The sequence below is a fragment of the Pseudomonas sp. SF2 genome, assembly GCF_036858055.1.
Lineage (GTDB): Bacteria > Pseudomonadota > Gammaproteobacteria > Pseudomonadales > Pseudomonadaceae > Aquipseudomonas.
Genome location: NZ_JAMBDI010000024.1, coordinates 1 through 23,070, shown reverse-complemented (window position 1 = coordinate 23,070; position 23,070 = coordinate 1). Strand labels below are relative to the sequence as shown.

22 protein-coding genes are annotated in these 23,070 nt (G+C 63.8%); 4 read left to right on the top strand and 18 right to left on the bottom strand.

Features of this window, described 5'->3' with window-relative positions:
- Positions 1-10 precede the first annotated feature (10 nt).
- The 4 genes from M2S36_RS15765 to M2S36_RS15750 form a co-directional block, all read right to left on the bottom strand.
- Positions 11-1,006, bottom strand: a complete 996-nt coding sequence (locus M2S36_RS15765) for a WD40/YVTN/BNR-like repeat-containing protein (protein ID WP_333957436.1) — start codon at positions 1,004-1,006, stop codon at positions 11-13.
- 21 nt (positions 1,007-1,027) lie between these two features.
- Positions 1,028-2,386: a DUF1329 domain-containing protein gene (locus M2S36_RS15760; RefSeq protein WP_207837261.1), complete on the bottom strand. Its 1,359-nt coding sequence runs from the start codon at positions 2,384-2,386 to the stop codon at positions 1,028-1,030.
- A gap of 38 nt (positions 2,387-2,424) precedes the next feature.
- Positions 2,425-4,380, bottom strand: a complete 1,956-nt coding sequence (locus M2S36_RS15755) for a DUF1302 domain-containing protein (protein ID WP_207837258.1) — start codon at positions 4,378-4,380, stop codon at positions 2,425-2,427.
- Positions 4,381-4,454: 74 nt separating this feature from the next.
- Positions 4,455-5,033, bottom strand: coding sequence for an RBBP9/YdeN family alpha/beta hydrolase (locus M2S36_RS15750; protein WP_333957432.1), 579 nt, complete (start codon positions 5,031-5,033; stop codon positions 4,455-4,457).
- Positions 5,034-5,240: 207 nt separating this feature from the next.
- Between M2S36_RS15750 and M2S36_RS15745 the strand changes: the two genes are divergently transcribed.
- Positions 5,241-6,251: an AraC family transcriptional regulator gene (locus M2S36_RS15745; protein ID WP_233694795.1), complete on the top strand. Its 1,011-nt coding sequence runs from the start codon at positions 5,241-5,243 to the stop codon at positions 6,249-6,251.
- A 399-nt stretch (positions 6,252-6,650) separates the two neighbouring features.
- Here the strand turns inward: M2S36_RS15745 and M2S36_RS15735 are convergent, their stop codons facing one another.
- The 8 genes from M2S36_RS15735 to M2S36_RS15700 form a co-directional block, all read right to left on the bottom strand.
- On the bottom strand, positions 6,651-7,499 hold the full coding sequence (locus M2S36_RS15735) for an RHS repeat-associated core domain-containing protein (protein ID WP_333957431.1): 849 nt from the start codon (positions 7,497-7,499) through the stop codon (positions 6,651-6,653).
- Positions 7,500-7,697: 198 nt separating this feature from the next.
- Positions 7,698-8,708, bottom strand: a complete 1,011-nt coding sequence (locus tag M2S36_RS15730) for a YeiH family protein (protein ID WP_333957430.1) — start codon at positions 8,706-8,708, stop codon at positions 7,698-7,700.
- Positions 8,705-9,031 (bottom strand): Rieske (2Fe-2S) protein, encoded by a 327-nt coding sequence (locus tag M2S36_RS15725; protein ID WP_063914787.1) that lies wholly within the window; start codon positions 9,029-9,031, stop codon positions 8,705-8,707. The genes M2S36_RS15730 and M2S36_RS15725 overlap by 4 nt, the downstream gene beginning before the upstream one ends.
- Complete coding sequence (locus tag M2S36_RS15720) at positions 9,028-9,681, bottom strand: DsbA family protein (protein WP_333957429.1); 654 nt, start codon at positions 9,679-9,681, stop codon at positions 9,028-9,030. Before M2S36_RS15720 ends, M2S36_RS15725 begins: the two co-directional genes overlap by 4 nt.
- Complete coding sequence (locus M2S36_RS15715) at positions 9,678-10,994, bottom strand: MFS transporter (RefSeq protein ID WP_207837250.1); 1,317 nt, start codon at positions 10,992-10,994, stop codon at positions 9,678-9,680. The genes M2S36_RS15720 and M2S36_RS15715 overlap by 4 nt, the downstream gene beginning before the upstream one ends.
- Before the next feature lie 182 nt (positions 10,995-11,176).
- Positions 11,177-12,229, bottom strand: a complete 1,053-nt coding sequence (locus tag M2S36_RS15710; protein ID WP_333957428.1) for a 3-keto-5-aminohexanoate cleavage protein — start codon at positions 12,227-12,229, stop codon at positions 11,177-11,179.
- 54 nt (positions 12,230-12,283) lie between these two features.
- Complete coding sequence (locus M2S36_RS15705) at positions 12,284-13,132, bottom strand: TauD/TfdA dioxygenase family protein (RefSeq protein WP_233694792.1); 849 nt, start codon at positions 13,130-13,132, stop codon at positions 12,284-12,286.
- A gap of 13 nt (positions 13,133-13,145) precedes the next feature.
- Entirely contained in the window at positions 13,146-14,126 is a 981-nt protein-coding gene (locus M2S36_RS15700) for a quinone oxidoreductase family protein (protein ID WP_207837244.1), read from the bottom strand.
- 229 nt (positions 14,127-14,355) lie between these two features.
- On the opposite strand from M2S36_RS15700, the gene M2S36_RS15695 reads away from it, so the two are divergent.
- Both M2S36_RS15695 and osmE read left to right on the top strand, forming a co-directional pair.
- Positions 14,356-14,562, top strand: coding sequence for a hypothetical protein (locus M2S36_RS15695; protein WP_063914793.1), 207 nt, complete (start codon positions 14,356-14,358; stop codon positions 14,560-14,562).
- A 264-nt stretch (positions 14,563-14,826) separates the two neighbouring features.
- Positions 14,827-15,183 (top strand): osmotically-inducible lipoprotein OsmE, encoded by a 357-nt coding sequence (gene osmE / locus M2S36_RS15690; RefSeq protein WP_333957427.1) that lies wholly within the window; start codon positions 14,827-14,829, stop codon positions 15,181-15,183.
- A gap of 1 nt (position 15,184) precedes the next feature.
- On the opposite strand, the gene M2S36_RS15685 is transcribed toward osmE, so the two are convergent.
- Entirely contained in the window at positions 15,185-15,544 is a 360-nt protein-coding gene (locus tag M2S36_RS15685) for a hypothetical protein (RefSeq protein ID WP_207837238.1), read from the bottom strand.
- A gap of 134 nt (positions 15,545-15,678) precedes the next feature.
- Here M2S36_RS15685 and M2S36_RS15680 point away from each other — a divergent pair, with 134 nt between their 5' ends.
- Complete coding sequence (locus tag M2S36_RS15680) at positions 15,679-15,888, top strand: hypothetical protein (RefSeq protein WP_333957426.1); 210 nt, start codon at positions 15,679-15,681, stop codon at positions 15,886-15,888.
- A gap of 89 nt (positions 15,889-15,977) precedes the next feature.
- On the opposite strand, the gene M2S36_RS15675 is transcribed toward M2S36_RS15680, so the two are convergent.
- The 5 genes from M2S36_RS15675 to M2S36_RS15655 form a co-directional block, all read right to left on the bottom strand.
- On the bottom strand, positions 15,978-16,400 hold the full coding sequence (locus M2S36_RS15675) for an anti-virulence regulator CigR family protein (RefSeq protein ID WP_333957425.1): 423 nt from the start codon (positions 16,398-16,400) through the stop codon (positions 15,978-15,980).
- A 251-nt stretch (positions 16,401-16,651) separates the two neighbouring features.
- On the bottom strand, positions 16,652-17,839 hold the full coding sequence (locus M2S36_RS15670) for an HlyD family efflux transporter periplasmic adaptor subunit (RefSeq protein ID WP_207837229.1): 1,188 nt from the start codon (positions 17,837-17,839) through the stop codon (positions 16,652-16,654).
- The gene (locus M2S36_RS15665) at positions 17,829-19,991 is read right to left on the bottom strand and encodes a type I secretion system permease/ATPase (protein ID WP_207837228.1); all 2,163 of its coding nucleotides are present in this window, start codon (positions 19,989-19,991) and stop codon (positions 17,829-17,831) included. Before M2S36_RS15665 ends, M2S36_RS15670 begins: the two co-directional genes overlap by 11 nt.
- The gene (locus tag M2S36_RS15660) at positions 19,981-21,252 is read right to left on the bottom strand and encodes a TolC family protein (RefSeq protein ID WP_075045129.1); all 1,272 of its coding nucleotides are present in this window, start codon (positions 21,250-21,252) and stop codon (positions 19,981-19,983) included. The genes M2S36_RS15665 and M2S36_RS15660 overlap by 11 nt, the downstream gene beginning before the upstream one ends.
- A partial coding sequence (locus M2S36_RS15655; RefSeq protein WP_333957424.1) for an Ig-like domain-containing protein occupies positions 21,252-23,070 on the bottom strand: 1,819 nt, incomplete at its 5' end. The genes M2S36_RS15655 and M2S36_RS15660, both read right to left, overlap by 1 nt.

Below are 23,070 nucleotides of genomic sequence, written 5' to 3'. Positions count from 1 at the left end.
TCTTCTCTTGTTATGGGTGCAGCGTGGGGTTACCGGCCTGGTTGCGCACGCCCCGCTCGCCGACCAGTACCAGGCCGTTGCCGGTATCGGTGGCGAGCGCGGTCACCGGGCCACGGGCGCTTTGCGGCACCGGGCGGAAGCTGGCGCCATCGTCCCGGCTGAGCAGCAGGTCGCCGGCCTGACTGGCCAGCCACAGCTGGCCGTCACGGTCGACACCAGCGGCGGTGAGGCTGGTGTTCACACTGCTGCTGACTGCTTGCCATTGCTGGCCGCCGTCGGTGCTGCGGTAGGCATGCCCACGCAGGCCATAGACCAGCAGTACGCCGGGCTTGCCGACAGCCCCGAACAGCGTGCCGGCGTAGGGTGTTTCGACACGGCTGAAGCGCTCGCCGTCCTGCTTCAGCAGCAGGCCTTGCTCGCCGGTGATGTACAGCTCGTCCCCCACCGCGGCCAGGCTGGTCAGGTGCAGGCCTTGCGGGTTATCGCTGTGGTCGAGCCAGGGCTGCCAGTGCTCGCCGCCGTCAACGGTACGCAACAGCAGGTTGAACACTCCGACCGCATAGCCATTGCGGGCATCGCTGAACCACACGTCGAGCAAGGCATTGTCGCTACCCGTGCCCGGCAGTTGTTCGGCCAGCGCCCGGCCATCCAGCTGCTTCTGCCAGTGCACGCCGCCATCGCGGCTGTGCAGCACCACGCCATCGTGGCCCACTGCCCAGCCCAGTTCGGGCGTGGCGAAGCTCACGGCATTGAGGTCGGCGCTGACCGGTACCTGGGCTTGCTGCCAGTGCGCGCCGTGGTCATCGGAATACACAATGTGCCCACGCGGGCCCACCGCAACCAGGCGCTGCCCGGCTTGGGTTACATCGCGCAAGGCGCTGCTGGCGACCAGGGCGCTGGGCATCGCGGGCAGGTCCAGCACATCGGTGAAGGGCGCCGCCTGGGCCGCGCCCTGCAGCGCGGCCAAGGCCAGAACGACCACGCTGCATCGTTTGAAGACAGACATTGCCATCTATGCTCCGTGCGTTCAGCGGATGCCATTGCCGGCCAGCGACTCGGGCGACCACTGGGTTTTCGACAGCGGGTCGATGTAGCGGATGCCGCCGTAGGCTCCGACTACACCATTGAGGTTGTAGGTGCCGCCGATCAGGTCGTAGATCATGAACGGCGTGGCGTCCGGGGTCTGTTTGTCGTAGCTCTGGGTGAGGAAGGCGAACGAGCCGCGGTACAGCTGGCCACGGGCGTCGTACTGGTCCGAGGCCAGGGCGATCCAGCTGTCTTCGTCGAGGTAGAAGCGGCGCTTGTGGTAGATATGTCGTGCACCGTCCTTGAGCTTGCCTTCCACCACCCACACCCGGTGTTTCTCCCAGCGCACGAACTGTGGCGCCAGGTGGTTGGGGGTGATCACCTGCTTGACGTCGGTGTTGTAGGTCAGCTGATAGGTGTTGTACGGCACGTACATTTCCTGCTTGCCGACCAGGGTCCAGTCGTAGCGGTCCAGCGCACCGTTGAAGACGAACACGTCATCGTAGGTACCCGAACCCGAGGTACCCGGGTTGGGCGTGTCGTATGCCAGGTTCGGTGCCAGCTTGACCCGGCGCTGGCCCGGCAGGTACTGCCAGGCGCTGCGTGGCTGCACCAGCGGGTTGGCGGCATCGCGCAGCATCATCGCTTCGCCGGCACGGCGTGCGGGCCCGGTGTACACCAGCTTCATCTGGTAGTAGGTGTCCTTGGCACCGATCGGCTTGGCCATGTCCTCGTAGATCGGGTAGCTGATATTGGCCTGGCCGGTGGTCGAGAGTGATGGCTTGCCGGCGGCGTCGACGTTCCACGAGTCGTACTTGGCAGTCATGCTCACGCCCTGGTAGCGCAGCAGGAAGTTCCACATGGCCTCGGCGCCGTTCTGCGGGATCGGGAACGGTATGCCGGGCAGCACGTTGTCTACCGCAGTGCCACCCTCCTTGCTGTTGGCGCCAGTGGCGTTCTTGCGGGTGTTGTCGAGTACCGCTTGCGGCAGCGCCACGCTACGGTGGGTCGGGTACACATCGACGCGGTAGCTGGGGTAGCGCTTGAGCAGTTCCAGGGTGGTGGCGGTCAGCTGGCCCTTGTACTGCTCGGCGTTCTTGCCATCGATGACCAGCAGCGGCTTGTCGCTGGCGAACGGGTCGGGGCGCATGCTGGCGCCGCTCTGGTAGCTGGCCGGCGGCGTCAGCAGGCCGCCCTGGTAGGCCGGGATCGAGCCATCGGCGTTGCCGGCCTTTTCCGCGCCAATGACGGTCAGGCTGGTGCCCAGGCGCGCGGCCTGGTCAGTGGAAACGGCGGCCTGGGCAGCACTCAGGGCGGCCAGTGACAGGCACGAGGCCAGCAGGGTACGTACGAAATTCATGATGGTTGTCTTCCTGTGTAGGCTGTAGGAAACATGACTCAGAAGGTCGTCTTGACGGTCAGGTACAGGGCGCCACGGTCCTCGGTGGTGGCACCACCGCCGGAGAAGGAGGCGTAGCCGCCGCCGTAGCAGGTGTAATCCTGTTCGCCGTCCAGGGCGTTGGGGGTGCTGCCGTCGGTCTGGCCGTCCTTGCAGGCCTTGGTCTCACCGAAACTGTCGACGTACTTGAGGTCGACGAAGTACTGGTTGTAGATCGCGGCGCTCACGCCTACCGCATAGTTGCCGGTGTTCTCGGCGCCACCGCCCTGCACCGGCGACACGCCGTCCAGACCAACGTTGACCGACAGCGGCATGCTCAGGTCCATGCCCGGCAGCACCTGGTACCAGGTAGGGGTAAAATTGACGGCGATGCCCCAGTTGTCGCGGGTGGCCTTGTCGATACCGCGGTAGCTGCTCTTGCCCTTGTACAAGGCCTCGTTGTGGCTATCGAGCTTGAGCAGGTTGCTGTAGAACAGTTCGCCAAGCAGGGTTGCCGAATCGAATAGCGGCGTGTCACCAATGGTCATCAGGCCGTTCAAGGTCCAGTGCAGGGTGTCACCGGTGGCGCTCAGGCTGTCGCCATCCTTGGGCACGTCGTAGACCACCCCGCTGCCGGGCAGGCGTGCCGGCAGCAGGCCGAAGCCGCCGCCCAGGCCACCCTGGCCGGGGGCGCTGACGATTGCCGGGATGCTCGCCAGCGGCATGTTGTGGCGGATGTTCAGGTCGCTGCCGACACTGATGCCGCCCACATCCCTGGACAGGCTCAGGCCGTAGATGTCGATGTCGTCGGCGTAGGCGAACTGGTAGGTAGTGCTTTGCAGCGAGTTGTACAGGTTGCCGACAGCGCCCTGACGACTGCCCGGTGGGTTGCCGAACGGGCCGTTGGCGACGGTCATGCCACGTGCGTCGAGCCAGGCCTGCGGGAGAATTTCGGAGGTCTTGCGGTAGTAGAAGCCGAGGGTGCCGCCCAGCCACTCGGGCGACCACTTGGCCATGATGCCCCAGTCGCCGCTCTTGCCCGGTTTCAGGTCATGGCCACGGCGGATGGTGGTCAGCGCGCCGCGCACCGGGATCAGCCCGGGGGTGCCGGTGTGGCCGAGCAGGAAGCTTTGGGCGCCCTCGCCTACCACGTCCGAGCCGCCATAGTAGGTACCGGCTTCGGGCAGGCGGGCTGCGTCCCAGTCGAAGAAGTACTGGGCGCCCAGGGTCAGTTCGGAGTTGACCAGGAACGAGGTCGACAGCTGGTTGCGCGGTACGAACAGCTCCTTGGCCTCGGTGCCCGGCGAGGCGGCCAGCTTGGCCAGATCGAGGCCGGACTGGCCGTAGCTCAGCGAATGCACCGGGTTGAGCAGGGTTTCACCCCAGAACAGGTTGTGCTGGCCCAGCTTGGCGCTGACCTGCGAGGCCTCGCCGACTTCACGGCTGAAGAACACGAAGGCATCCAGCACTTCACCGGACGGGCCGCTGTAGTAACGCTGGGCGTAGTTGCTCAGGTGCGGGCTGCCCAGCGGCACACCGGTGCCGGGCAAGCCATTGAGGCTGGGGTTGATGCCGGACTGGCCGCCGTTGCCGTTGACGAACGGGTTGCTATTGGAACCGGTGTTGTCATAGGCCTTGTCGTACCAGCTGGCGGTGCTGACGCGGAACCCGGTGTTGCCCTGGTAGACCACGTCCAGTTCGGTCAGCAGGTCGACCCGGTTGGTGATGTTGGTGCCGGCCTTGCGGAAGTTGTAGTCACCGTCGTTGCTGTTCGGCGTGCCCAGCATGCGCTTGTCGGCGCTTTCGGTGCGCACGCCATAGTTGTACTTGACGGTGTTGTCGAAGCGCACGGCCCAGTTTTCATTGCCGGTATCGACTTCGAACGCCTGGGCAGCGGGCAGCGTGAGCAGGCCGATGGCGCAGGCGAGCAGGCAGCGCTGTGGTTTCACAGCACGGTGAATGCGGTGTTCTGGCATTACGATGGCTCCACGTATTGTTATTGTTTTTTGCGCCGCCCGTCTTTTGCGAGCGTGGCTGGGGCGTCCATGCGCTATTGCAGGTTGGGCTGGTCCAGTCGCTGGATGAAGGCCTCGGCCTGCGGCCAGGGGCCGAAGCCGGAGGCCGGGTTGAGGTGGCCGACAGCCCCCAGTGCGACCAGTTCGCTACCCCAGCCTTGGGCCAGGGTGCTGGCCGCGCTAAAGCTGGCCAGGTGATCATTGCTGCTGGCCGCGACAATGCTGGGGAACGGCAGCGGCTCAAGGGGTAATGGCGACCAGCCGCGCTCGGCCAGGCTGGTCGGGCTTGGGTAGTGGGCCGGCCATTGCGCGCTCAGGTCAGGTGGCGCCGCCAGCAATGCACCCTTGATCGGCCGCCGGTAGCGCGCCGCCCAGTGGGCGACAATCAGCACGCCAGCACTGTGGGCTACCAGAATCACTTCACCTTCGATCTGGTCCAGCTCGCGCTGGATCGCCTCGACCCGGGCCGTGCAGCACAGGCCATCGACCCGCAGTGGCGGTACGCTGCGCACCTTGGCCAGGCGGCCTGCGAGCAGGGTCTGCCAGTGCTCGGCGACATGGTCGCGCAGGCCGGGGACGATCAGCACGGTGGCAGTGGTTTGCAGTTTTTCCACGGTGAACCTCGTGTGCGGTGTAGCTCTTGAGGTTCACAGTAAACAGCCCACCCACTGGGTGCTTCACATTGGGCGTCAGGGGCTTTTCATTTGATGACAATGGCCCATACAAGGCTTTGCTTTTCAATTCATGACACGCAGTCTATAAGACACAAAACGCATGTCGGCATACCCAACAACAAGAAACCGCATGGAAAACAACAAAAGATGCCTGCCCTAGTCCGTGCCGCCAGTTTGACCAATTACCTTGAGGTGTCCCGCCACCTGGGCCTCAATCCCCATGCACTGTTGGCACAGGTTGGCCTCAGCGCCGCGTTGCTCGATGACCCCAACCGGCGGATCCCGGTTGCCAGCGTCATCACCTTGCTGGAGGCCTCCGCCAGCGCCACCCGCTGCGAAAGCTTCGGCCTGCGCATGGCCGAGTTGCGGCAACTGTCGGACTTCGGCGAAATCAGCCTGCTGCTCAGCCACCAACGCACCCTGCGTGATGCGCTGCAGGTGATCGTGCAGTACCGCCACCTGCTCAACGACGCCCTGGCCATCCACATCGAAGAAGCCGGCAAGACCGTGGTCATTCGCGAGGAGGTAGTCAACGAACGCGCGCCCTGCAGTCGCCAGGCCACCGAGCTTGCCATTGGCGTGATGATGCGCCTGTGCGCGGCACTGCTAGGTGCCCACTGGCACCCGGTCAGTGCCAACTTCACCCACGCGGCGCCTGCCGATCTGGCCACTCACCGGCGCATTTTCGGCTGCACGCTGGTGTTCGGCAGCGAGTTCAACGGCATCGTCTGCCCGGCCGCCGACCTCGACAGCGCCAGCCCGCAGGCCAACGATGCCATGGCGCGCCTGGCGCAACGCTATCTGGACAGCCTGCCGGCGGGCGGCACGCCGTCGCTGGAGCTGGAGCTACGCAAGACCATCTACCTGCTGCTGCCCATGGGCCGCGCCACCATCGAGCAGGTGGCACAGACCCAGGGCATGAACGTGCGCACCCTGCAGCGGCGCCTGGAAGAAAGCGGGTTGACCTTCAAGGACCTGATCAACAGCGTGCGCCGTGACCTGGTGATGCGCTACCTGGAAAACCCCGGCTATTCGCTGGGGCGTATCGCCGACATGCTGGGTTATTCGATGCCCAGCTCGTTCACCCGCTGGTTCATCGCCCAGTTCGGCATGCCGCCGGCCAGTTGGCGGGCCCAGCGGGATGTGCAGAGGGATTAAGAAGCCGAGCTACTACGGCGCAACTGCGACCACTATCGAATGCACCCCGTCATCCCGCTGTGCTTGATGAAGTGCAAGCCCGAGCCCGGCTTACTCAGGCCATCTGATCGGTTAACATACTAATAGCACAGTGTCCAAAACGCAGTGAAACTAGCGGCGCACGCTATTGAAACCAACTTTCGTATTATTTACAAAAGCTTTAGGACCTGAACACTGCAACCTTGAGCCGAGGCTGTGCCTGCTGCCGCACTCTGAAAGTCCGGCCTTGCCAAATATGTAACTTACACACTAACTCGTTACCACTTATCCAGCGAGAACAAAAAGCCGCGCGCCTTGCAAGCCACATTGACAACTACTACTGGACATGACAGATGCCACATAAAAGCAGAGCACATGCGCCTAAGGAAAGAAACTTGGATTACCCCTAATCAATTCCGCATCTACACCCAATTTACCAAGATAGTAAATAACCGGATCAAAACTATTGGGGCGCTCGCTTTGACTTGCACGGTAGTGCCCTGTATTTCCCGAAAGCAAAATTTTTCCATCCCTAAAGGCAATCATCCCCGCAGCTACAACATTATTATCGCGCCCCTTGGACATTACCCTCAAATCAGGATGAGCAAAATATCCGCCGCCAACGTTCCCCGTGAGCAACTCCCCTCTGCTCGTAAAAATAAACTTATGCCGTGTACCCACTAAAGCCTGGGCGTCCCCTACAGTGTCAATTCGACGAAAATCTTGGTGCATGCGTGATTTTACGGCTTCTGGATTGTGTTTAAAAAGTGCACTCTTATCCAAGCGACCATTACGATTCTCAGTAGACTGGAGGGGGCTGACCTCAGATAACCCAAATTTCTGGATAGTCTTGTATCGCGCCCTTGTGTGCGGTGCCAGCCCGAAAGGCACTTTAGCCTTGATATAGTTCAGAATTGAGCGCCCGCTTGGATCAATATTATTAATAGGGTCGTTGGCCAGACCAGCATAACAGTTTATACCCCCTTCAGCAAAAGGACTCAACCCGTCAGGCGAGATGAACCGCATGAGTGAGGGGCGATATGCTCTATAGCCGCTTCCTAGCAAGTAACACCCGACGAATACATCTAACATTTCGCCCATGTAAGCCAGCAAAATCTCCCCTGTATCATTTTTCAAGACAAACCCATAAGGAGAATAGGTTCGATTTTCGACTTCTTCCATCGCACCCCACACCAGCAATATCGTTCCTCGGGAGTCAGTAGCAAGCATTTTTAATTCCTCAACGCTCCAAAGCACCGTTAGAAATACACTGACAGTCATGAACAAACTGCAACGTGAAGCGTCTATCACTTGCACGACAATAGCAACTGACAGTTTTGCCAGGTCCTAAATAAAAGCATTGACGAAAAAAGTCCGAAGCGAGCCCGGCGCCCTATGCTGTATCTACGGTAATATTCACGAAGTGTCCTACAGGCACCAGTGCATCAGCCCCAGCACCAGCAACACCAGAAACACGCTCTCCCCTACCATCAGCGCAATAGGTTTTACCCCGACCGAAGCCAGCGCCTTGAGTTGGGTTTTCATGCCCAGGGCACTGATCGCCACCACCAGGCAGCCACGCGACAGGTCGTTGATACCGCCCTGCACCGCGGCGGGCACCCAGCCTGTGCTGTTGACGCAGGCCAGCAGCAGGAAGCCGACGGCGAACCATGGCAGCAAGGGCGGCCGCTGGCCACCGGCCTCCAGGCCCTGGCGCCGGGTGATCATGGCCGCGCAGACAATGACCGGCAACAGCATGGCCACCCGCATCAGCTTGACCACCGTGGCAATGTCACCGGTCTCGGTGGACATGCTGTAGCCGGCCCCCACCACCTGCGCCACGTCGTGGATGGTCGCACCGAGGAAGACCCCGGCCTGCGCGGGTGACAGGTGCAACCACTGGGCGATCATCGGGTAGAGGATCATCGCCAGGGTCGACAGCGCCGACACGCCGATCACGGTGAACAGCGTTGCATGCTCTTTGCGCGGGTGCTGGGGCAAGGCCGCTGCCAGTGCCAGCGCCGCCGAGGCACCGCAAATGGCCGTGGCACCGCCGGTGAGCATGCCGAACAGCCGTGAAAAACCCAGCACCTTGGCCACCACCACCGAGGCCAGGATCGTCACCACCACCAGGGTGATGACCAGGACCACGGGTTTCCAGCCCAGGCTGGCGATCTGGTCCAGGGTGATGCGCATGCCAAGCAGCGCCACACCCAGGCGCAGTACCGTGCGGGCGGTAAATTCGATACCGGCCTTGCAGGGGCCGTCGACCGCGAGAAAGTTCAGTGCCATCCCCAGCAGCAGGGCAAACAGCATGACCGGCGCCGCGTAATGCTCGCTGAGGAAACTGGCGGCCGCGCCGACGATAAGGCTGACCACCACTCCCGGGGCGAGGGTGCGGATACGCTGATGGGTAGCGCTCAGTGCCAGTGTATTCATTGCCCCGCTTCCTCACTGTCAAACACGATGTAGACCTGCCCGCCCTGCTGCTCGACCGGGTAGCTGGCAACCTTCAAAGCCCTGGAATTGACCAGGTAGCCGCTGGCCAGGTCAAAGCGCAGGCCATGCGCGCAGCACTGGATGACACGGCCCTCCAGCCGCCCGCCGCACAACGATGCGCCCTGGTGCGGGCAGCTGTCTTCGATGGCATAGAGCGAGTCGGCCACGTTGAACAGCGCCACGCTGCGCCCTTCGCAGGCCAGCAGCACGCGGCCGTTACGTTCCGGCACCTGATGGGGGGCCAGTGCAATACGCCGGGTCATACCCGTTCAACCTCTTGCAGCGCTTCGGTCATGGCCGCAAACAGCACCTCGGCAGGCTGCGCGCCAGCGATGAGCGGCCCCTGATTGAAGCGGAAACGCGGCACGGCACTGCCTGCGCGCCCTGCCCCATCGAGGAACGGGCTGCTGTCGTCACGCAGGCAGTCGGCAACCTGTACGGCCTCCAGCCCACAACACTGGGCGATGTCGAGCAATGTGCGGCTATCCCCCAGGTCGCGGCCCTGGTGGAAATAGGCGATGAACAGCTGTGCCAGCAGGTTTTCCAGTTGCGATGCATCCAGCAGCCGGGTGGCCCGTTGCAGCAGCCGATGGGCATTGGCGGTGTTGGGCATGCGGCGAATACGCGTGAAGTCGATGTCCTCACCGACCACGCGAGCAGCGGCGCGCACCTGGGCCTGGCGCTCGCGCACCGCCTCCTCGCTGCCCAGGCGCTGCAGATAAAAGGCATGGAACGGCACGCCACCAGCTGGCAAGCCAGGCAACAACTGCACACCTCGCCATTGCAGTTGTACTTGCACTTGCGGCTGTTCGCGCTGCAACAGCAACAGGGCGGCCTGCAGGTGCCGCTGGCCAATCAGGCACCACGGGCAGACGAAATCGAAGAACACTTCGACGGACAACAGCTGTTTCACGGTTTCAACTCCCGGGGTACGCCAGCAGCGTTCTGTGCCGGTGCATGCAGACGCTCCATGTCGCGGTGGTAATGACGTTTGGCAAGGAAAAACACGGCCGCCGCGCCGATGCTCATCAGCGGCACCAGCTGGAAGGCGGCATGCAGGCCGATCAGGTCGGAAACGCGCCCAGTGATCAGCGGCCCGGTTGCCAGGCCCAACAGGTTGTTGGCCAGGGTCAGGGTTGCGAACGCGGTGCCGTGCACCGAGGCGTGGGTGAGGTTGGCGACCATGGCACTGGACGGGCCGTTGGTGCCGGCGGCAATCATCATGCCCAGGCAGATAAGCACCAGTTGCGCGGTGCCGGCTGGCAGTGCGAAAGCGATGGACAGCAGCGCACAACTGCCCAGGCAGTAGGCAATTGCCAGGCTGATCTTGCGGTCCGGGCGCTGCCGCCCGAGGCGGTCGCAGAGCATGGCACAGAGGATCATGCCGATGCCGCTGCACAGCACGATGACCGCGGCAATCGCCCCGGCGCGGTCGGTGCCCATGGCGTAATAGCGGTTCAGGTAACTGGGCATCCACACGATCACGGTGCCGCCGACGAACAGCTGCAGCCCACTGCCGACGTAGGCCGCGATGACCGAACGGCTGCTGTACAGCGTGCGCAGCGGGCGACTGGCCTTGCCCTGCAAATGCTGCGCGCACCGAGGCACAATACGCGCCTCCTTGACGATCAGTGGGTACAGCATCGCCAGCACCAGGCCGAACAGCGCCATGCCGGCGAATGCCCAGCGCCAGCCCAGGTGCTGGGCCAGCACACCGCCCAGGGCCATGCCCAGCACCGAGCCGAACATGCCACCGGCCATGAACGCCCCGGCCAGGGTCGAGCGCATGTCGCGGGGGAACACGGCGACCACCACTGCAATGCCGACACTGCCGTAGGCCGCCTCGCCCACCCCGACCAGAAACCGTGCGATGAACATCTGCGGGTAGTTTTCCGCCAGGGCGCAGCCGAGGGTGGCCAGGCTCCACAGTACCGCCATCAGCACCAGGCTGCGTACCCGGCCGAAGCGGTCGGCCAACAGCGACAGCGGAAATGTCAGCAGGCCGACCATCAGCGCGACGATGCCGCTGAGCAAGCCGAGCTGGCTGTCGCTCAATGCCCATTCGCCCTTGAGCAGCGGGAACACCGCGTTGAGCACCTGGCGCGACATGTAGTCGGAGATCAACAGGCCAAAGGTCAGGGCGAAGACCACCCAGGCATAGCGCCGGGGGACGCTGTGGGCGGTGTCGGTGCCGGAATCTTCGGCACTGGCGAGATAGGTGGCCATGTTGCCTCCTTGGGTGTGGGGCGTGAGGTTGTTCTTGTTGTTATGGGTTACAGCCAACATTCATGTTGCTTTTGCGGCCCTCTTCGCGGGCTCGCCCGCTCCCACAGGTACCGCGTCAACCGTTGGGCCAACACCGCACCTGTGGGAGCGGGCATGCCCGCGAAGAGGACGTGCCTGCCGTGTCAGGTACGCTGCGGCACACCCTTCACACCCGGCTGGCGATTCGGCGCCATGCCGTTGGCCTTCAAGGTCTGCTCGATACTGTCGTACTGCTGCCCGATGCGGTAAAGGGCGCGTGCTTCCTTGCCGCTGGCAATCTCGCGGCCCAGCTCGTGGGCCACGCGCACAGTCTGCTGGATCTGCTGCACCGAGGTGAAGCGCTTGCCATGCTGGTCGATGATGGTGTCTTCGTTGCCGCAGCGCGGGTGCAGGCCCATCGCCAGGGCCATGGTGTTGAACGGCAGCACGTTCTTCAGCAACGATTCCGCGGTCAGGGTGCAACCGTCCGGCGCGCGGTGGATGAAGTTGAAGAAGTTGAACGGGTTGGGGCCGTCGAAGCCGCCGCCGATGCCGATCCAGGTCAGGTTCAGCGGCCCCATGTAGTCACCGCGGCGGACGATGCGCTCGAGCGTCTCCAGGGCATGCATGCCGGTCAGCTGGAAATGCGGCTGGATGTTGCTGGCCTGCAGGCGGCGCAGGTGCTCGCGGACCCAGGCCGGGCCGGCCGGCACGGTCATCTCGCTGTAGGCGGCATGAATCGCCGGGCTGGCCAGCGAGGTGCCTTCCAGGTACTCGGGGTACAGCAACTCCATGATGTTCATCTGCGTGGTGTTGATGGCCACGGTCACCTGGTCGGGGCGCGGCGTCAGCTCGGCGAGCATGTGCCGGGTGTCGTCCGACAGCCACTTGGCCGCCTCGCCTTCGCTTTCCGGGGCGAAGGAAATCGACCCGCCAACCTGGATGATCATGTCCGGCACCGCCTCACGCACCCCGGCGATCAGCTCGTTGAACTTGGACAGGCGCTTGGAGCCTTTGCCGTCCAGTTCACGCACATGCAGGTGCAACACGGTGGCGCCTGCCTCGTAGCAGTCGACGGCCTTCTGCACCTGCTCGTCCATGGTCAGGGGAATGTCTTCCGGGAAGTCTTCGGGCATCCACTCCGGGCCATAGGGGGCCACGGTGATCACCACCTTTTCCATGTTTTCCGGGTGCAACGAATCGTCGAAGAATTGCATGCTGTAGTCCTCGCTATTGTTATTGTGCGGTTGCCGCCAGCGACGGCGACGAACTCAGAACGTGGGGCTGCCCTTGATCCCGGCGCGCTCCATCTTGCGGTGGCACGGCGGGTAGTCCATGACGGCGTAGTGCTGGGTGCTGCGGTTGTCCCAGATCGCCACGCTGTTGGGCTGCCAGCGCCAGCGCACCTGGTACTCCGGCAGGTAGGCCTGGCTGATCAGGTAGCGCAGCAGGTCGCTGGCACCGGGGTTGGCGTCCTGGCCGAAGCGCACCCGCTGCGGGGTGTGGTAGTTGCTGAAATGGGTGGTGAAGGCGTTGACGAACAGCACCTGCTCGCCGGTTTCCGGGTGCGTGCGCACCACCGGGTGCTCGGCATCGGGGAACTGCGCCTTCAACGCCAGGCGCTTTTCCAGCGGCATGGCGGCGCCAAAGCTGGCCTCGATGCTGTGGCGGGCGCGCAGGCCTTCGATCTTGGCCTTCACATCGCCTGGCAGGTTTTCATAGGCCAGCACCATGTTCGCCCACATCGTGTCGCCGCCCACTGGCGGGCATTCGATGCAGCGCAGCACACAGCCCATCGGCGGGGCCTCGCGCCAGGTGGCGTCGGTGTGCCAGGCATTTTCATAGCGGTCGTTGGGCTGGTCCGGGCGCTTGTAGATCTGCACCAGGCCCGGGTGTTCCGGGTCGCTGCCGGCCACCGGGTGGTCCTCCAGGTCGCCGAAGCGGCGCGCAAAGGCCACGTGTTCGGCGCGGCTGAAGTGCTGGTCGCGCAGGAACAGCACACGGTGCCGGAGCAACTGCGCGCGCAGCTGGGCGAACAGGTCGTCGTCGTGGATCGCGTCGGCCAGGTTGACCCCACTTACCTCGGCCCCGATCGCGCAGGTCAGTTGTTCGATGTGCATGCTGTTGCCCTCTTCAGATGACGAAGATCGACGAGCCGGTGGTCTTGCGCGCTTCCAGGTCGCGGTGGGCCTGGACGGCATCCTGCAGTGCGTAGTGCTGGTTGATCTCGATACGGATGCGCCCGCTGCCGACGTGGTCGAACAGCTCGCCGGCCAGGTCGGCCTTTTCCGCCGGGTCGGCGATGAAGTCGGCCAGTGCCGGGCGGGTGAGCTGCAGCGAGCCCTTGATCGCCAGCAACTGCGGGTCGAACGGCGGGATGGTGCCCGACGCCGTGCCGACGCATACCATCAGGCCGCGGCGCTTGAGCGAATCGAGCGAGCCCATGAAGGTGTTCTTGCCAACGCTGTCGAACACCACATTCACCCCCACCCCGTCGGTCAACTCACGCACGCGCGTGGCCACGTCCTCGACGCTGTAGTTGATGACGTGGTTGCAGCCATGGGCACGCGCCACTTCGGCCTTGGCCTCGGTGGACACCGTGCCGATCACGTTCAGCCCCAGCAGCCGCGCCCACTGCGCGACGATCAGGCCGACCCCGCCAGCAGCGGCATGCAGCAGCACGCTGTCGCCGGGTTTGAAATCATGGAGCCGACGCAGCAGGTAGGCGGAGGTCAGGCCGCGCATGGTCATGGCGGCCGCGGTTTCGAAGGCGATGGTATCTGGCAGCTTGATCAGCGCGGCAGCAGGGATCAGGCGCTCGGTGCAATAAGCGCCCAGGGTGTTGAGGAAACCGGTGTAGGTGACCCGGTCACCGACCGCCACCTGGGTCACGCCCTCACCCACCGCCTCGACCACGCCGGCCGCTTCCACGCCAATGCCGTTGGGCAGCGGGATCGGGTAGGTGCCGTTGCGGAAATAGGTATCGGCGTAGTTCAGCCCCACCGCCACCTGGCGCAAGCGCACCTGCCCCGGGCCGGGCTCGCCGACCTCGGCGTCCTCGTAGCGCAGCACCTCGGGGCCGCCGGTCTGATGGAAACGTACGACTTTGGACATGCTTGTCTCTCCAATCATCGATCTGGACGCATGGCGTCAGTTCTGGGTGATTGGACTGTATGCCCTTGGTGGGCGGGGTGCTTCGCATCGGACGACAGCGGGTTTTCATTTGATGACAGTACGGGCGTGGACCTGTCGTTCACGAAAACCGCGTTTTATTCATGAGCCTCCTTGATGCTTATCCATGGTCAGACTAATACTTAAGTCTCTGCCTGGGGAGGCACGAAAAATGCAACCAAGATTCGTTATCGTTCCCGCTGTACCGATCGAAAAGGAGTCGTTCCGCGTGGGTAGCCGCTATTACGCCGCTACCGTTTGTGGGGGGTTCGACATTTACGACAACCAAGCGAAGGAGCGGCTCAAGCCCAGCTATCCAAGCAGGACGGATGCGCAGGTGCAGTGCGAGCAGCTGAACAAGCGCGGTGATGTAGGCTGATAGAGCAAGCAATTGCCTTGCTCGAACCCTGTGGGAGATCGCCCAGCCTTTCGGGTTGCGCTGTCATGTAGAGAACGGAGTTCGCAAGCGGTCCGCGTACCCTGTGGGAGCGGCTTTAGCCGCGAAGAATCCAACGCGCTGCATGGCACCGGCTGCGCCGGTGTTCGCGGCTAAAGCCGCTCCCACAGGGGGTCAAGTGTTCGTGATCTCGCCCTGCTGCCAACCGGCAATCAGGCGATTGGCATCCTCTACCGGAGCACTGCCATGAACAAACCCTTTCATGCGCTGATCTTTGCACTGACAGCGCTTTCTGCCTGCTCGTCCAACTCCGCGCTGTACCACGACCAGCCGCTGGTTGCGAAAGTCGACAACGGCATGAGCAAAGACCAGGTCATGCAGATCGGCGGCAAACCCGCTGCCGAGACTGAGCGCACCGTGGTACCCGGCACCTGCTTCGACTACATGCTGACCAAGGCCGACAACCGGCAACCTTACAGCGTCAGCTTCGACGGCACCGGCAAAGTGGACAATACCGCTTTCATGACCTGCGCCGAATGGAGCAATGCCCAGCGCAGGGCCCGCCTGCCCAGCATGGGCGGCTCAAGCGGCTCGGGCTACTGATTCAGTCCAGGCATTCCTTGGCAGCCTGGCGCAATTTGTCACCAGACAGAAAGCTGCCTTTGTAGAACGTCGCGCGGCTACCCTCGCGGGAATCGACTACGTCCAACACGTCATCGGATGCCACAGCGCTGGGGGCCGTCAGCCGGTAGCCATGGGCGATCGACTTCTGCGTGGCCTGTGGCGCCAGCGCTTGCCACTTGGGCAGTACGCAGGCGGCGTATTGCTGGGGTGATTTGTGGGTCAGTTTGCTGGCAGTGGGTTTGCCAGGGGTTGCGCAGCCGGCAAGGCCGGTGACCAGTACAGCGGCGAGAAAGATACGAAATGTAGACATTTGCATTTGGCCATCAAGAATACGCTGCATTCTAACGAGCGTTGCACTGACTGACTAATCAACCAAGGTCTTGCTACCCAGGCTGCACCTGATATTTCTGCCAGTGGCATGGGCGGGTGGACACTGACAAAGTGCAGCTACCAACAGACACGGGAGCACACGTCATGCCACAGAACACCGTCCGCACGCGCTACTTCTATCAGGATGGAAAACTCGTAACCCTGAAGGCAGGGGAACAAGGCGTCAGTATCTTTCGTACCGCAGATATGCCGATCGCCGAACAACCAATGAAAGGCTCGCAGCCCAGCGGATTGCTGGTGACGGACGACAAGGGGTCAGTGCTGCAAGTGCAGGAAGCACCTGATAAAACCTGAGTCTGGCTCTATTAGCCAGCCTGCACCGACAGGCTGAACGGCGCTCCTGACGTTGAACCCAGGTCCAGCTTCAGGAACGCTTCACAGCATCAATCCAGCGCGCCGTTCAAAACCTCGTAGATGATCCCCGTAGCGACTGCCACCAGGATCAGGTCCACACCCGCCTGCATCCATTCATAGCCATCATAATGAGGGAGCTGCCCCAGCAGCCTGCCATCCAGCTTCTTGGCGATACCCGGTGGCAGTGGCTTGCCACGGGCCAGGTTCTTCTGGATGCCGGGGGGCAGCGGCGCGCCTGCGCTCCAATAGTTGCGGTGCCCGTCGAGAATGCCAAGCACATCGCCACGGTTTATCGACGGGCCACCATACGCGGCACCGTGACCTTTACTGTGCTGGCCCTTGTCCTTGCCATGGCCCTGCCCTTTACCGTTACCCGGGTCGGCATAAGTGAGCGCAGATGCCACTGCCAACACGATTGAAGTAGCCACGACTGCCCATCGATGCATTGCCATGCTGTTTCCTTACACAAGGGGACGTCCCCGCACTGTAGACCAAAACCCGGTTCAGGGTGAAAGTCCCCAGACGCGGGGTCAGGGCTTGGCCCCCCGATAGAGCACGATGGCTGCCACATCGAGGGCCAGCACGACAACGGCGAAGAGGAACATGACATACAGATCTTCTGGAAACATTGCCGTATCCCCAAATGCACAGATTTACAGAGGTACAGCAATTCCCGTTCCAACGCCTCGCTGCACACTGCCGCTCAATAGAGACGGGCCTTGATCAGCGGGCGCAGCAAGTAATTGAGGACGCTGCGCTTGCCACTGAGGATATCCACTTCGGCCACCATGCCGGGGATGATCGGCAGCACCTCCTCGCCGCGCTTGAGCTGGCTGCCGTCAGTGCGGATCAGCACCTGGTAGTACGACTCCTTGCCGTGGGGCGTGTCCTCTTCGATGGTGTCGGCGCTGATTTGCTCCAGGGTGCCCTTGAGGTCGCCATAGATGCTGAAGTCGTAGGCGGTGATCTTCACCTTGGCCGGCATGCCCGGCACCAGGAAGGCCACGTCACGCGGCTTGATCCTGGCCTCTACCAGCAGGCGGTCCTCCACCGGAATCACTTCCATGATCGCCTCGCCGGGCTGGATCACCCCGCCACGGGTATTGATCAGCACGGTGTTGACCCGCCCACGCACCGGCGAAACGATCCCGGTACGGCGCAACTGGTCCTGGCGCTGCTGTACGATCGGCTCCAGCGCACTGAGGTCGGCCTTGCGCTGTGAGCGCTCGGTGTAGGCATCCTGGAAGTAGCTGCTCTTCAGCTCGGTCAGCTTGCCGTTGAGGGTAGCTATGTCCTGGCTCAGCCGCAGAGCCTCCATCTGGCTCACCGCACGCTTGGCCACCAGCGGGCGGACCAGGTCGAGCTGGCTCTGGGCCAGGCTGATCTGCCTCTGGATCGCCTGGCTACCTTCGAGCAGCTTGTCCCGCCGCGACTTGAACAGCTCGCGTTCGGAACGCGCCAGCGGCCCCTGCGGGTCGATATCCGGGGGAAATTCGATGGCCGCCTTGCCCAGCACCTCGGCGTCCAGCCGGGCGATGGCCGCCCGCAGCACGCCGGCCTGGTTGGCCGACTCCTGGAAATTGGTGAGAAAGCGCGTCTCGTCGAGGCGCAACAGCGGCTGGCCGACCTCTACCAGGTCGCCCTCCTGCACCAGCAGACGGTCGAGAATGCCCCCTTCCAGGCTCTGGATCTTCTGGATGCGACTGAACGGCACCACGCGCCCGTCACCGCGCGTCACCTCATCGAGCTCTGCCCAGGCGGCCCAGGCGACGAACAGCACGACGCTGCCGAGCAGGGTCCAGAGCAGCGGGCGATAGACCGGGTGAGTGGTCGCCAGCAAGGGGTCGGCCAGTTGCCGGCGCAACACTACTGAATTTTTTTCAGTTGCCATGGCCAGCTCCTTCGGCGACCTGCGGCGCCTGCACCTGGTTGCCCAGCACCACCTGGTTCAGCGGGCCGTCCATGATCACCTGGCCGTTGCGCAGCACCACCGCACGGTCCACCAGCGCCAGCACGCTTTTCTTGTGGGTGGTGATGATCAAGGTGCGCCGGCCAAGCCACTTCTGCAGGTAGTCGATAACCTGTTTCTCGCTGTTTTGGTCGAAGGCCGCAGTCGGCTCGTCGAGCAACAGGATCGGCGGGTCCTGTAGCAGTACCCGGGCCAGCCCGACCGCCTGACGCTGGCCGCCGGAGAGGCTGGCGTTGCCCTGGATCGGCATGTCCAGGCCCAGCGGGTGGGCGCGTACGAAAGTGCCCAGCCCCACGCCATCGAGGGCGTCCAGCAATTCCTCGTCGCCCAACGCAGCGTTCGCCAGGTTGAGGTTTTCGCGCAGGCTGCCGTGGAACAGCGCCACGTCCTGTGGCAAGTAGCCGATGCCGCGCTGGCGGTCGGCCGGGTCGATCTGGCTCAGGGCGATGTCGTCCAGCAACAGCCGGCCGGATTGCGCGTCGAGCAGGCCACTGAGCAGCCGCAACAGGGTCGACTTGCCGGCACCGTTGCCGCCGAGCAGCGCCACCCGCTCGCCGGCCTGGATGCTCAGCGCCTGTACGTCGACCACCGGCGGGCTGTCGCCGTGGGCCAGGCGCAGCGCCTCGAGGCGGTAATGCCCGTGGAGCCGCTCGCGGTGCACGAAGCGCTTGCCGACGGGACGCTCCTGCTCGGCCGACATCAACTGGTCGAGGCCCTCCAGGGCCACCTTGGTGTGCTGCCAGCGGCCGAGGATGGCGGCAGCCTGGGACAAGGGTGCGATGGCCCGCGAGGCAAGGATCGAACAAGCCACCAGGGCACCGACGGTCATCGCCCCGTCGCTTATCCGGTAGACGCCGAACACCACCACCCCGACATAGCACAGCTGCTGGACGATACTGGCCGAGTAGCTGAGGGTCGAGGCCAGGGCATGGGTCTTCATCGCAGTACCGGCCAGTTCCCCGGTGAGCGTCTCCCACTGCTGGCGGCAGCGGCCTTCGGCACGCGCGGCCTTGACCGTCTCCAGGTGTTCGAAGGCTTCCAGCAGCACGCTGTTCTTCATCGCCCCCTCGCGCAGGTTCTGCCGCGACAGGTGCCCCAGCAGGCGCTGGGTCAGCAACCCCGGCAGCAGCATCAACACGCAGGCCACCAGCGGAACCCAGACCACATGGCCACCGATCACGGCGATGATCAACAGGAAGATCACCACGAACGGCAGGTCGCTGATCAGCGCGGCACTGGACGAGGTGAAGAACTCGCGGACCGACTCGAACTCACGCACCTGGGTGCTGAACGCCCCCATCGACGCCGGTTTGGCGGCGATCCGGGTGCTCAGCACACGTGAGAACAGCAGGCTCGACAATTGCAGGTCCAGGCGCTTGCCAAGTACGTTCAGCAGGTGCCCGCGAAGGATCCGCAATACCCCGTCGACGATGATTGCCAGGGCCACGCCGCTGGCGAGTATCCACAGGGTATCGAAGGCCGCGTTGGGCACCACGCGGTCGTACACCTGCATGGCGAACAGCGCCGAGGCGACGGCCAGGACGTTGGCCACCAGGGCCGCCGCCGTGACTTCCGCGTAGGAGCGCCAGAGCCGCTTGAGCGGCCCGAAGAACCAGTGTTCCGGCAGGCCGCTGGCGTAGTCGCCAACCCGCCCGTCGGGGCGGTAGCGGCACTTGGCAAACACCGCCGTGCCGCTGTAAAGCGCCTCCAGCGCGGGCAGCGCCATGCACTCACGGCCGCCGTCGCTCTGCGGCACCAGCACCTCGTACTGCTCACCCTCGATGCCAACCAGCAGCAGGCTGCGGCCATCGTCGAGCAACAGCAGGGCCGGCAGCAGGTAGGCGTCCATCTGCCGCAACGGCAGCTCCGCGACCCTGGCAGTGATGTCGGCGCGACGCAGGGCGCGGGCGACCAGGCGCAACGGCAGGCGTCCATGCTCCAGCGCCAGGCCGTCGACCAGCTCGGCGTCGCCCAGCGGCCGGCCCAGTTGCCGGCACAGCAGCAGCAGGCCCTGGCGCAGCGGGTCGTCGTGGTTCAGGGTCACGACATTATCCGGGGATTGTTCAACTTCCATGATTCAACCGATTCTCCAGTAATGCCCCCAACAGCCCGACTTGCGCGGCCGCCCGGTACTCGATGCGCTTGCGCTCGATGTGCAGATTGATCAATTGTCGCTCGGCCTCGAAGCGTTCGCGCTGCACGTTGAGCAAGTCGATCACGTCGCGCCGGCCGACCTCGAACTGCTCGCGGTACAGCTCGCCGACCTGTTCCGACTCCGTCACCTGCTGGCTCAGCGACTGTTCCCGCCAGCGCAGCGTGTCACCGTTGTCGAACAGCGTCTGCAGCTGCCGGCGGATGTCACGCTGCATCGCATCGGCCGTCCATTGCGCCGACTCCAGGCGCTGTTGCGCAGCCGTCGGCCGGCGGAAGTTGGAAAGCCCCTGGAAGGTGTCCATGCGAAAGCGCAGCGACATCACCGAGTCGCTTTCCGGGCGACCACCGATCTCCCGGCGCAGCGCGGATGCCTCCAGGTTCAATTGCGGCAGCAGCGAAGCCTTGGCCTCGCGGACTTGCGCCTCGGCGACATTGGCGTCCTCCAACGCCTTGCGCTGCAACGGCGACTCGCGGATCACCCGCGCCACGTCGCTGGCAGCCAGGTAGCGCTGCAGCGACATCGGCTCGGGCTCGACCAGTTCGGAGGGGTCCTGGCCAACCAGGATCGCGTACTGGTTGCGCGCGTCCTGCAGGTTGCCCTTCTCCAGCGACAACTGTTCCTGGGCACGCGCCAGTTCGAGGTTGGCGCGGTCCAGTTCGCTGCGGTCGGCGTAACCGTCGCTGCCGCGCGCCTGGGTCATCTCGCGGATGCCGTCGAGGCGCTGGATGTGCTGGCGCACCGTCTCCACCCGGCGCTCCGAGGCAAGCACGTCGAGATAGGTCTCTACGATATCCAGCGCCGCATCGTCGCGCGCCACCAGCACCGCCTCGGACAGCTTGCGCCGGGTTGCGCTGGCGCTGTCGACCTTGCTCGTCACCCGTCCCCAGTCATACAGCATCTGCGATACGGTGACGTCGTAGACAACCTCGCCAACGTCGAACTCCTGCGGCCCCCCGGACATAGTGACGGAGGGATAATAGCCACCCTTGGCGATCTCCACCTCGGTGCCCGCACGATCCGCCTCAGCCATCGCCGAACGCACCTGGGGGTGAATCGCCAACCCCGCCCGCACCGCCTGGTCGAGAGGGATGGCCGGGGCGGACAACGGCAGCCCGAGGCACAGGAGCCACAGGGCTCCCGCGCCGCGGCGCCTTCCCTTGAGCACGGACAGGCCGCGCATCAGACCACGACCTGTACCGTGTTGTCCTCGATCAGCAGGGTACTGCTGCCAAAGTTGTAGACATCGTAAGTAATGCCGTTGACCTGCTGGGTGGTCCCGGTGTTCACGGCACCCACCACGTTGAGGGTGTCGTTGTTCTCGCCGGTGATCTGCAGGATGTTGTTGCCATCGGTGATGGCGTCCACCTCTGCCGCAGTCAGGGTCAGCACGCTCCCCGAGTCGCCCTTGCCGAGGTCGATACGCTCGATGTTGGAGAGCGTGCCAACGCCGACGGCGTTGTAGTCGAGGTCGATGCCGTCGGCCAGGATCAGGGTGTCAAAGCCTCCGCCGCCGTCGATGCTGATGAAGTCGGTCGCAGTGATCTGGATGGCATCGTTGCCGTTGCCGGCCACTACGTGATCGCCGGTCCCCACGTTGAAGATCAGGTCGTTGCCATCACCTCCGTTGATGTGCTCCGAACTGCCGCTCGCCCCGGACATGACATCGTCCCCGGCAGTACCGTTGACATCGATCTGGCCGATATTCAGCGACAGCCCGTTAGGGGTCAGGGTGATGCCGTATGCCGAGCTGTCGTTGCCGTTGGTGTCGGTGGCGACGATGTTGAACGAGATCTGCGAACCGAGGTTGAGGATATCGGTGATGTTCAGCCCCAGCTGGGTGAGGACGGTCGGGCTCAGCAGGTTAAGCGAGAAGTTACCGGCGCTGTCTGCCTGGATCGGCAGTAACTCAACGTTCAGCGCCGGGGTGATGACACGGATCACCACGCTGGAGTCCGGTTCGGTGGTGCCGCTGAAACCGAACCTCGGGTTCAGCGGGTTGAGGCTGACATCGACGCCGAAGTTGCCGATGGTCACTGGCTGCTCGATGCTGCTGCCGACGCCGATGGTCGCCACATTGCTCGGGTTGCCGGCCGGGTCCTCACCGATCACGGAGACTTGGGCATTGAGCAGTTGGTCCAGGGTAAGGTCGATGTCCAGGTCGGTGAGCAGGTTCAGCGAAGCCAGCCCGCTGTTGTCGGCAGTTACCGTGGCGGTGGCAGTGACCCCGCCGACGTCCACGGTGACCGTCAGCTCGGTGCCCGGATCGGTGGAGATGGTCAGGATGCTGCCCACTAGCGACAGCACCGGTGTTGCCGGCGGAATGGTGTCGACGGTGAACGGCACCGGGTTCGACGCGGTACCGCCATTGATATCGGCGGTGACGGTCGAGGCGCCCTCCGGGAACGGCCCCATGCCATCGCCAGGGGGTATGGTCACGGTGACGCTGCCGGCCAGGATGTCGCCGGCAGTGATGGTGTGCGTTACCTGCGTCTCATAACCATTCTGCCCGGCGAACGCGACGGTGATCACCTGGCCGACCTGCAGGGTCGGACGGATCGCCACATCGACCTGAATGCCGTCGCTGATCTCGGCAGCGTTGATCCAGGTATCAGCGGCCTCCGGTACGCTGATGGTCGGCGGCGCCAGGTCTGGCGCGTTGATCGTCGCCGGGCCGCTGAGGTTGCCGGCAGCGTCCACCGCGACCCCGGCGATCAGCTCGCCGGTGATCAGGGGTGGCGCGAACGGCAGGCTGAAGCTGCCGCTGCCGTCGACATTCACCGTGATCGGGTTGGCGGTATCGCCGTCGACCACGATGCGCACCTGGCTGTTCGGCTCGGCGGTACCGGTGAGCAGCGCACCGTCAGCACTGATGCTCAGCAGCGGCGCCGATGGTGCCACCGAGTCGACCGTGGTACTCGCCGGGCCACTGGTATTGCCGGCGGCGTCCTCGGCCACGGCGTTGACCACCGTGCCGTTAGCCAGCGGAGTAACCGGGGTG

What these genes read in the sequence shown, in the direction of transcription:
- M2S36_RS15675 (WP_333957425.1), bottom strand. Translation starts at nt 16,400, where the DNA reads ATGGCAATGCATCGATGGGCAGTCGTGGCTACTTCAATCGTGTTGGCA.
- M2S36_RS15715 (WP_207837250.1), bottom strand. Translation starts at nt 10,994, where the DNA reads ATGGCCACCTATCTCGCCAGTGCCGAAGATTCCGGCACCGACACCGCC.
- M2S36_RS15730 (WP_333957430.1), bottom strand. Translation starts at nt 8,708, where the DNA reads ATGAATACACTGGCACTGAGCGCTACCCATCAGCGTATCCGCACCCTC.
- M2S36_RS15735 (WP_333957431.1), bottom strand. Translation starts at nt 7,499, where the DNA reads ATGCTTGCTACTGACTCCCGAGGAACGATATTGCTGGTGTGGGGTGCG.
- M2S36_RS15695 (WP_063914793.1), top strand. Translation starts at nt 14,356, where the DNA reads ATGCAACCAAGATTCGTTATCGTTCCCGCTGTACCGATCGAAAAGGAG.
- osmE (WP_333957427.1), top strand. Translation starts at nt 14,827, where the DNA reads ATGAACAAACCCTTTCATGCGCTGATCTTTGCACTGACAGCGCTTTCT.
- M2S36_RS15670 (WP_207837229.1), bottom strand. Translation starts at nt 17,839, where the DNA reads ATGGCAACTGAAAAAAATTCAGTAGTGTTGCGCCGGCAACTGGCCGAC.
- M2S36_RS15725 (WP_063914787.1), bottom strand. Translation starts at nt 9,031, where the DNA reads ATGACCCGGCGTATTGCACTGGCCCCCCATCAGGTGCCGGAACGTAAC.
- M2S36_RS15710 (WP_333957428.1), bottom strand. Translation starts at nt 12,229, where the DNA reads ATGCAATTCTTCGACGATTCGTTGCACCCGGAAAACATGGAAAAGGTG.
- M2S36_RS15760 (WP_207837261.1), bottom strand. Translation starts at nt 2,386, where the DNA reads ATGAATTTCGTACGTACCCTGCTGGCCTCGTGCCTGTCACTGGCCGCC.
- M2S36_RS15755 (WP_207837258.1), bottom strand. Translation starts at nt 4,380, where the DNA reads ATGCCAGAACACCGCATTCACCGTGCTGTGAAACCACAGCGCTGCCTG.
- M2S36_RS15660 (WP_075045129.1), bottom strand. Translation starts at nt 21,252, where the DNA reads ATGCGCGGCCTGTCCGTGCTCAAGGGAAGGCGCCGCGGCGCGGGAGCC.
- M2S36_RS15700 (WP_207837244.1), bottom strand. Translation starts at nt 14,126, where the DNA reads ATGTCCAAAGTCGTACGTTTCCATCAGACCGGCGGCCCCGAGGTGCTG.
- M2S36_RS15665 (WP_207837228.1), bottom strand. Translation starts at nt 19,991, where the DNA reads ATGGAAGTTGAACAATCCCCGGATAATGTCGTGACCCTGAACCACGAC.
- M2S36_RS15685 (WP_207837238.1), bottom strand. Translation starts at nt 15,544, where the DNA reads ATGCAGCGTATTCTTGATGGCCAAATGCAAATGTCTACATTTCGTATC.
- M2S36_RS15680 (WP_333957426.1), top strand. Translation starts at nt 15,679, where the DNA reads ATGCCACAGAACACCGTCCGCACGCGCTACTTCTATCAGGATGGAAAA.
- M2S36_RS15705 (WP_233694792.1), bottom strand. Translation starts at nt 13,132, where the DNA reads ATGCACATCGAACAACTGACCTGCGCGATCGGGGCCGAGGTAAGTGGG.
- M2S36_RS15765 (WP_333957436.1), bottom strand. Translation starts at nt 1,006, where the DNA reads ATGTCTGTCTTCAAACGATGCAGCGTGGTCGTTCTGGCCTTGGCCGCG.
- M2S36_RS15745 (WP_233694795.1), top strand. Translation starts at nt 5,241, where the DNA reads ATGCCTGCCCTAGTCCGTGCCGCCAGTTTGACCAATTACCTTGAGGTG.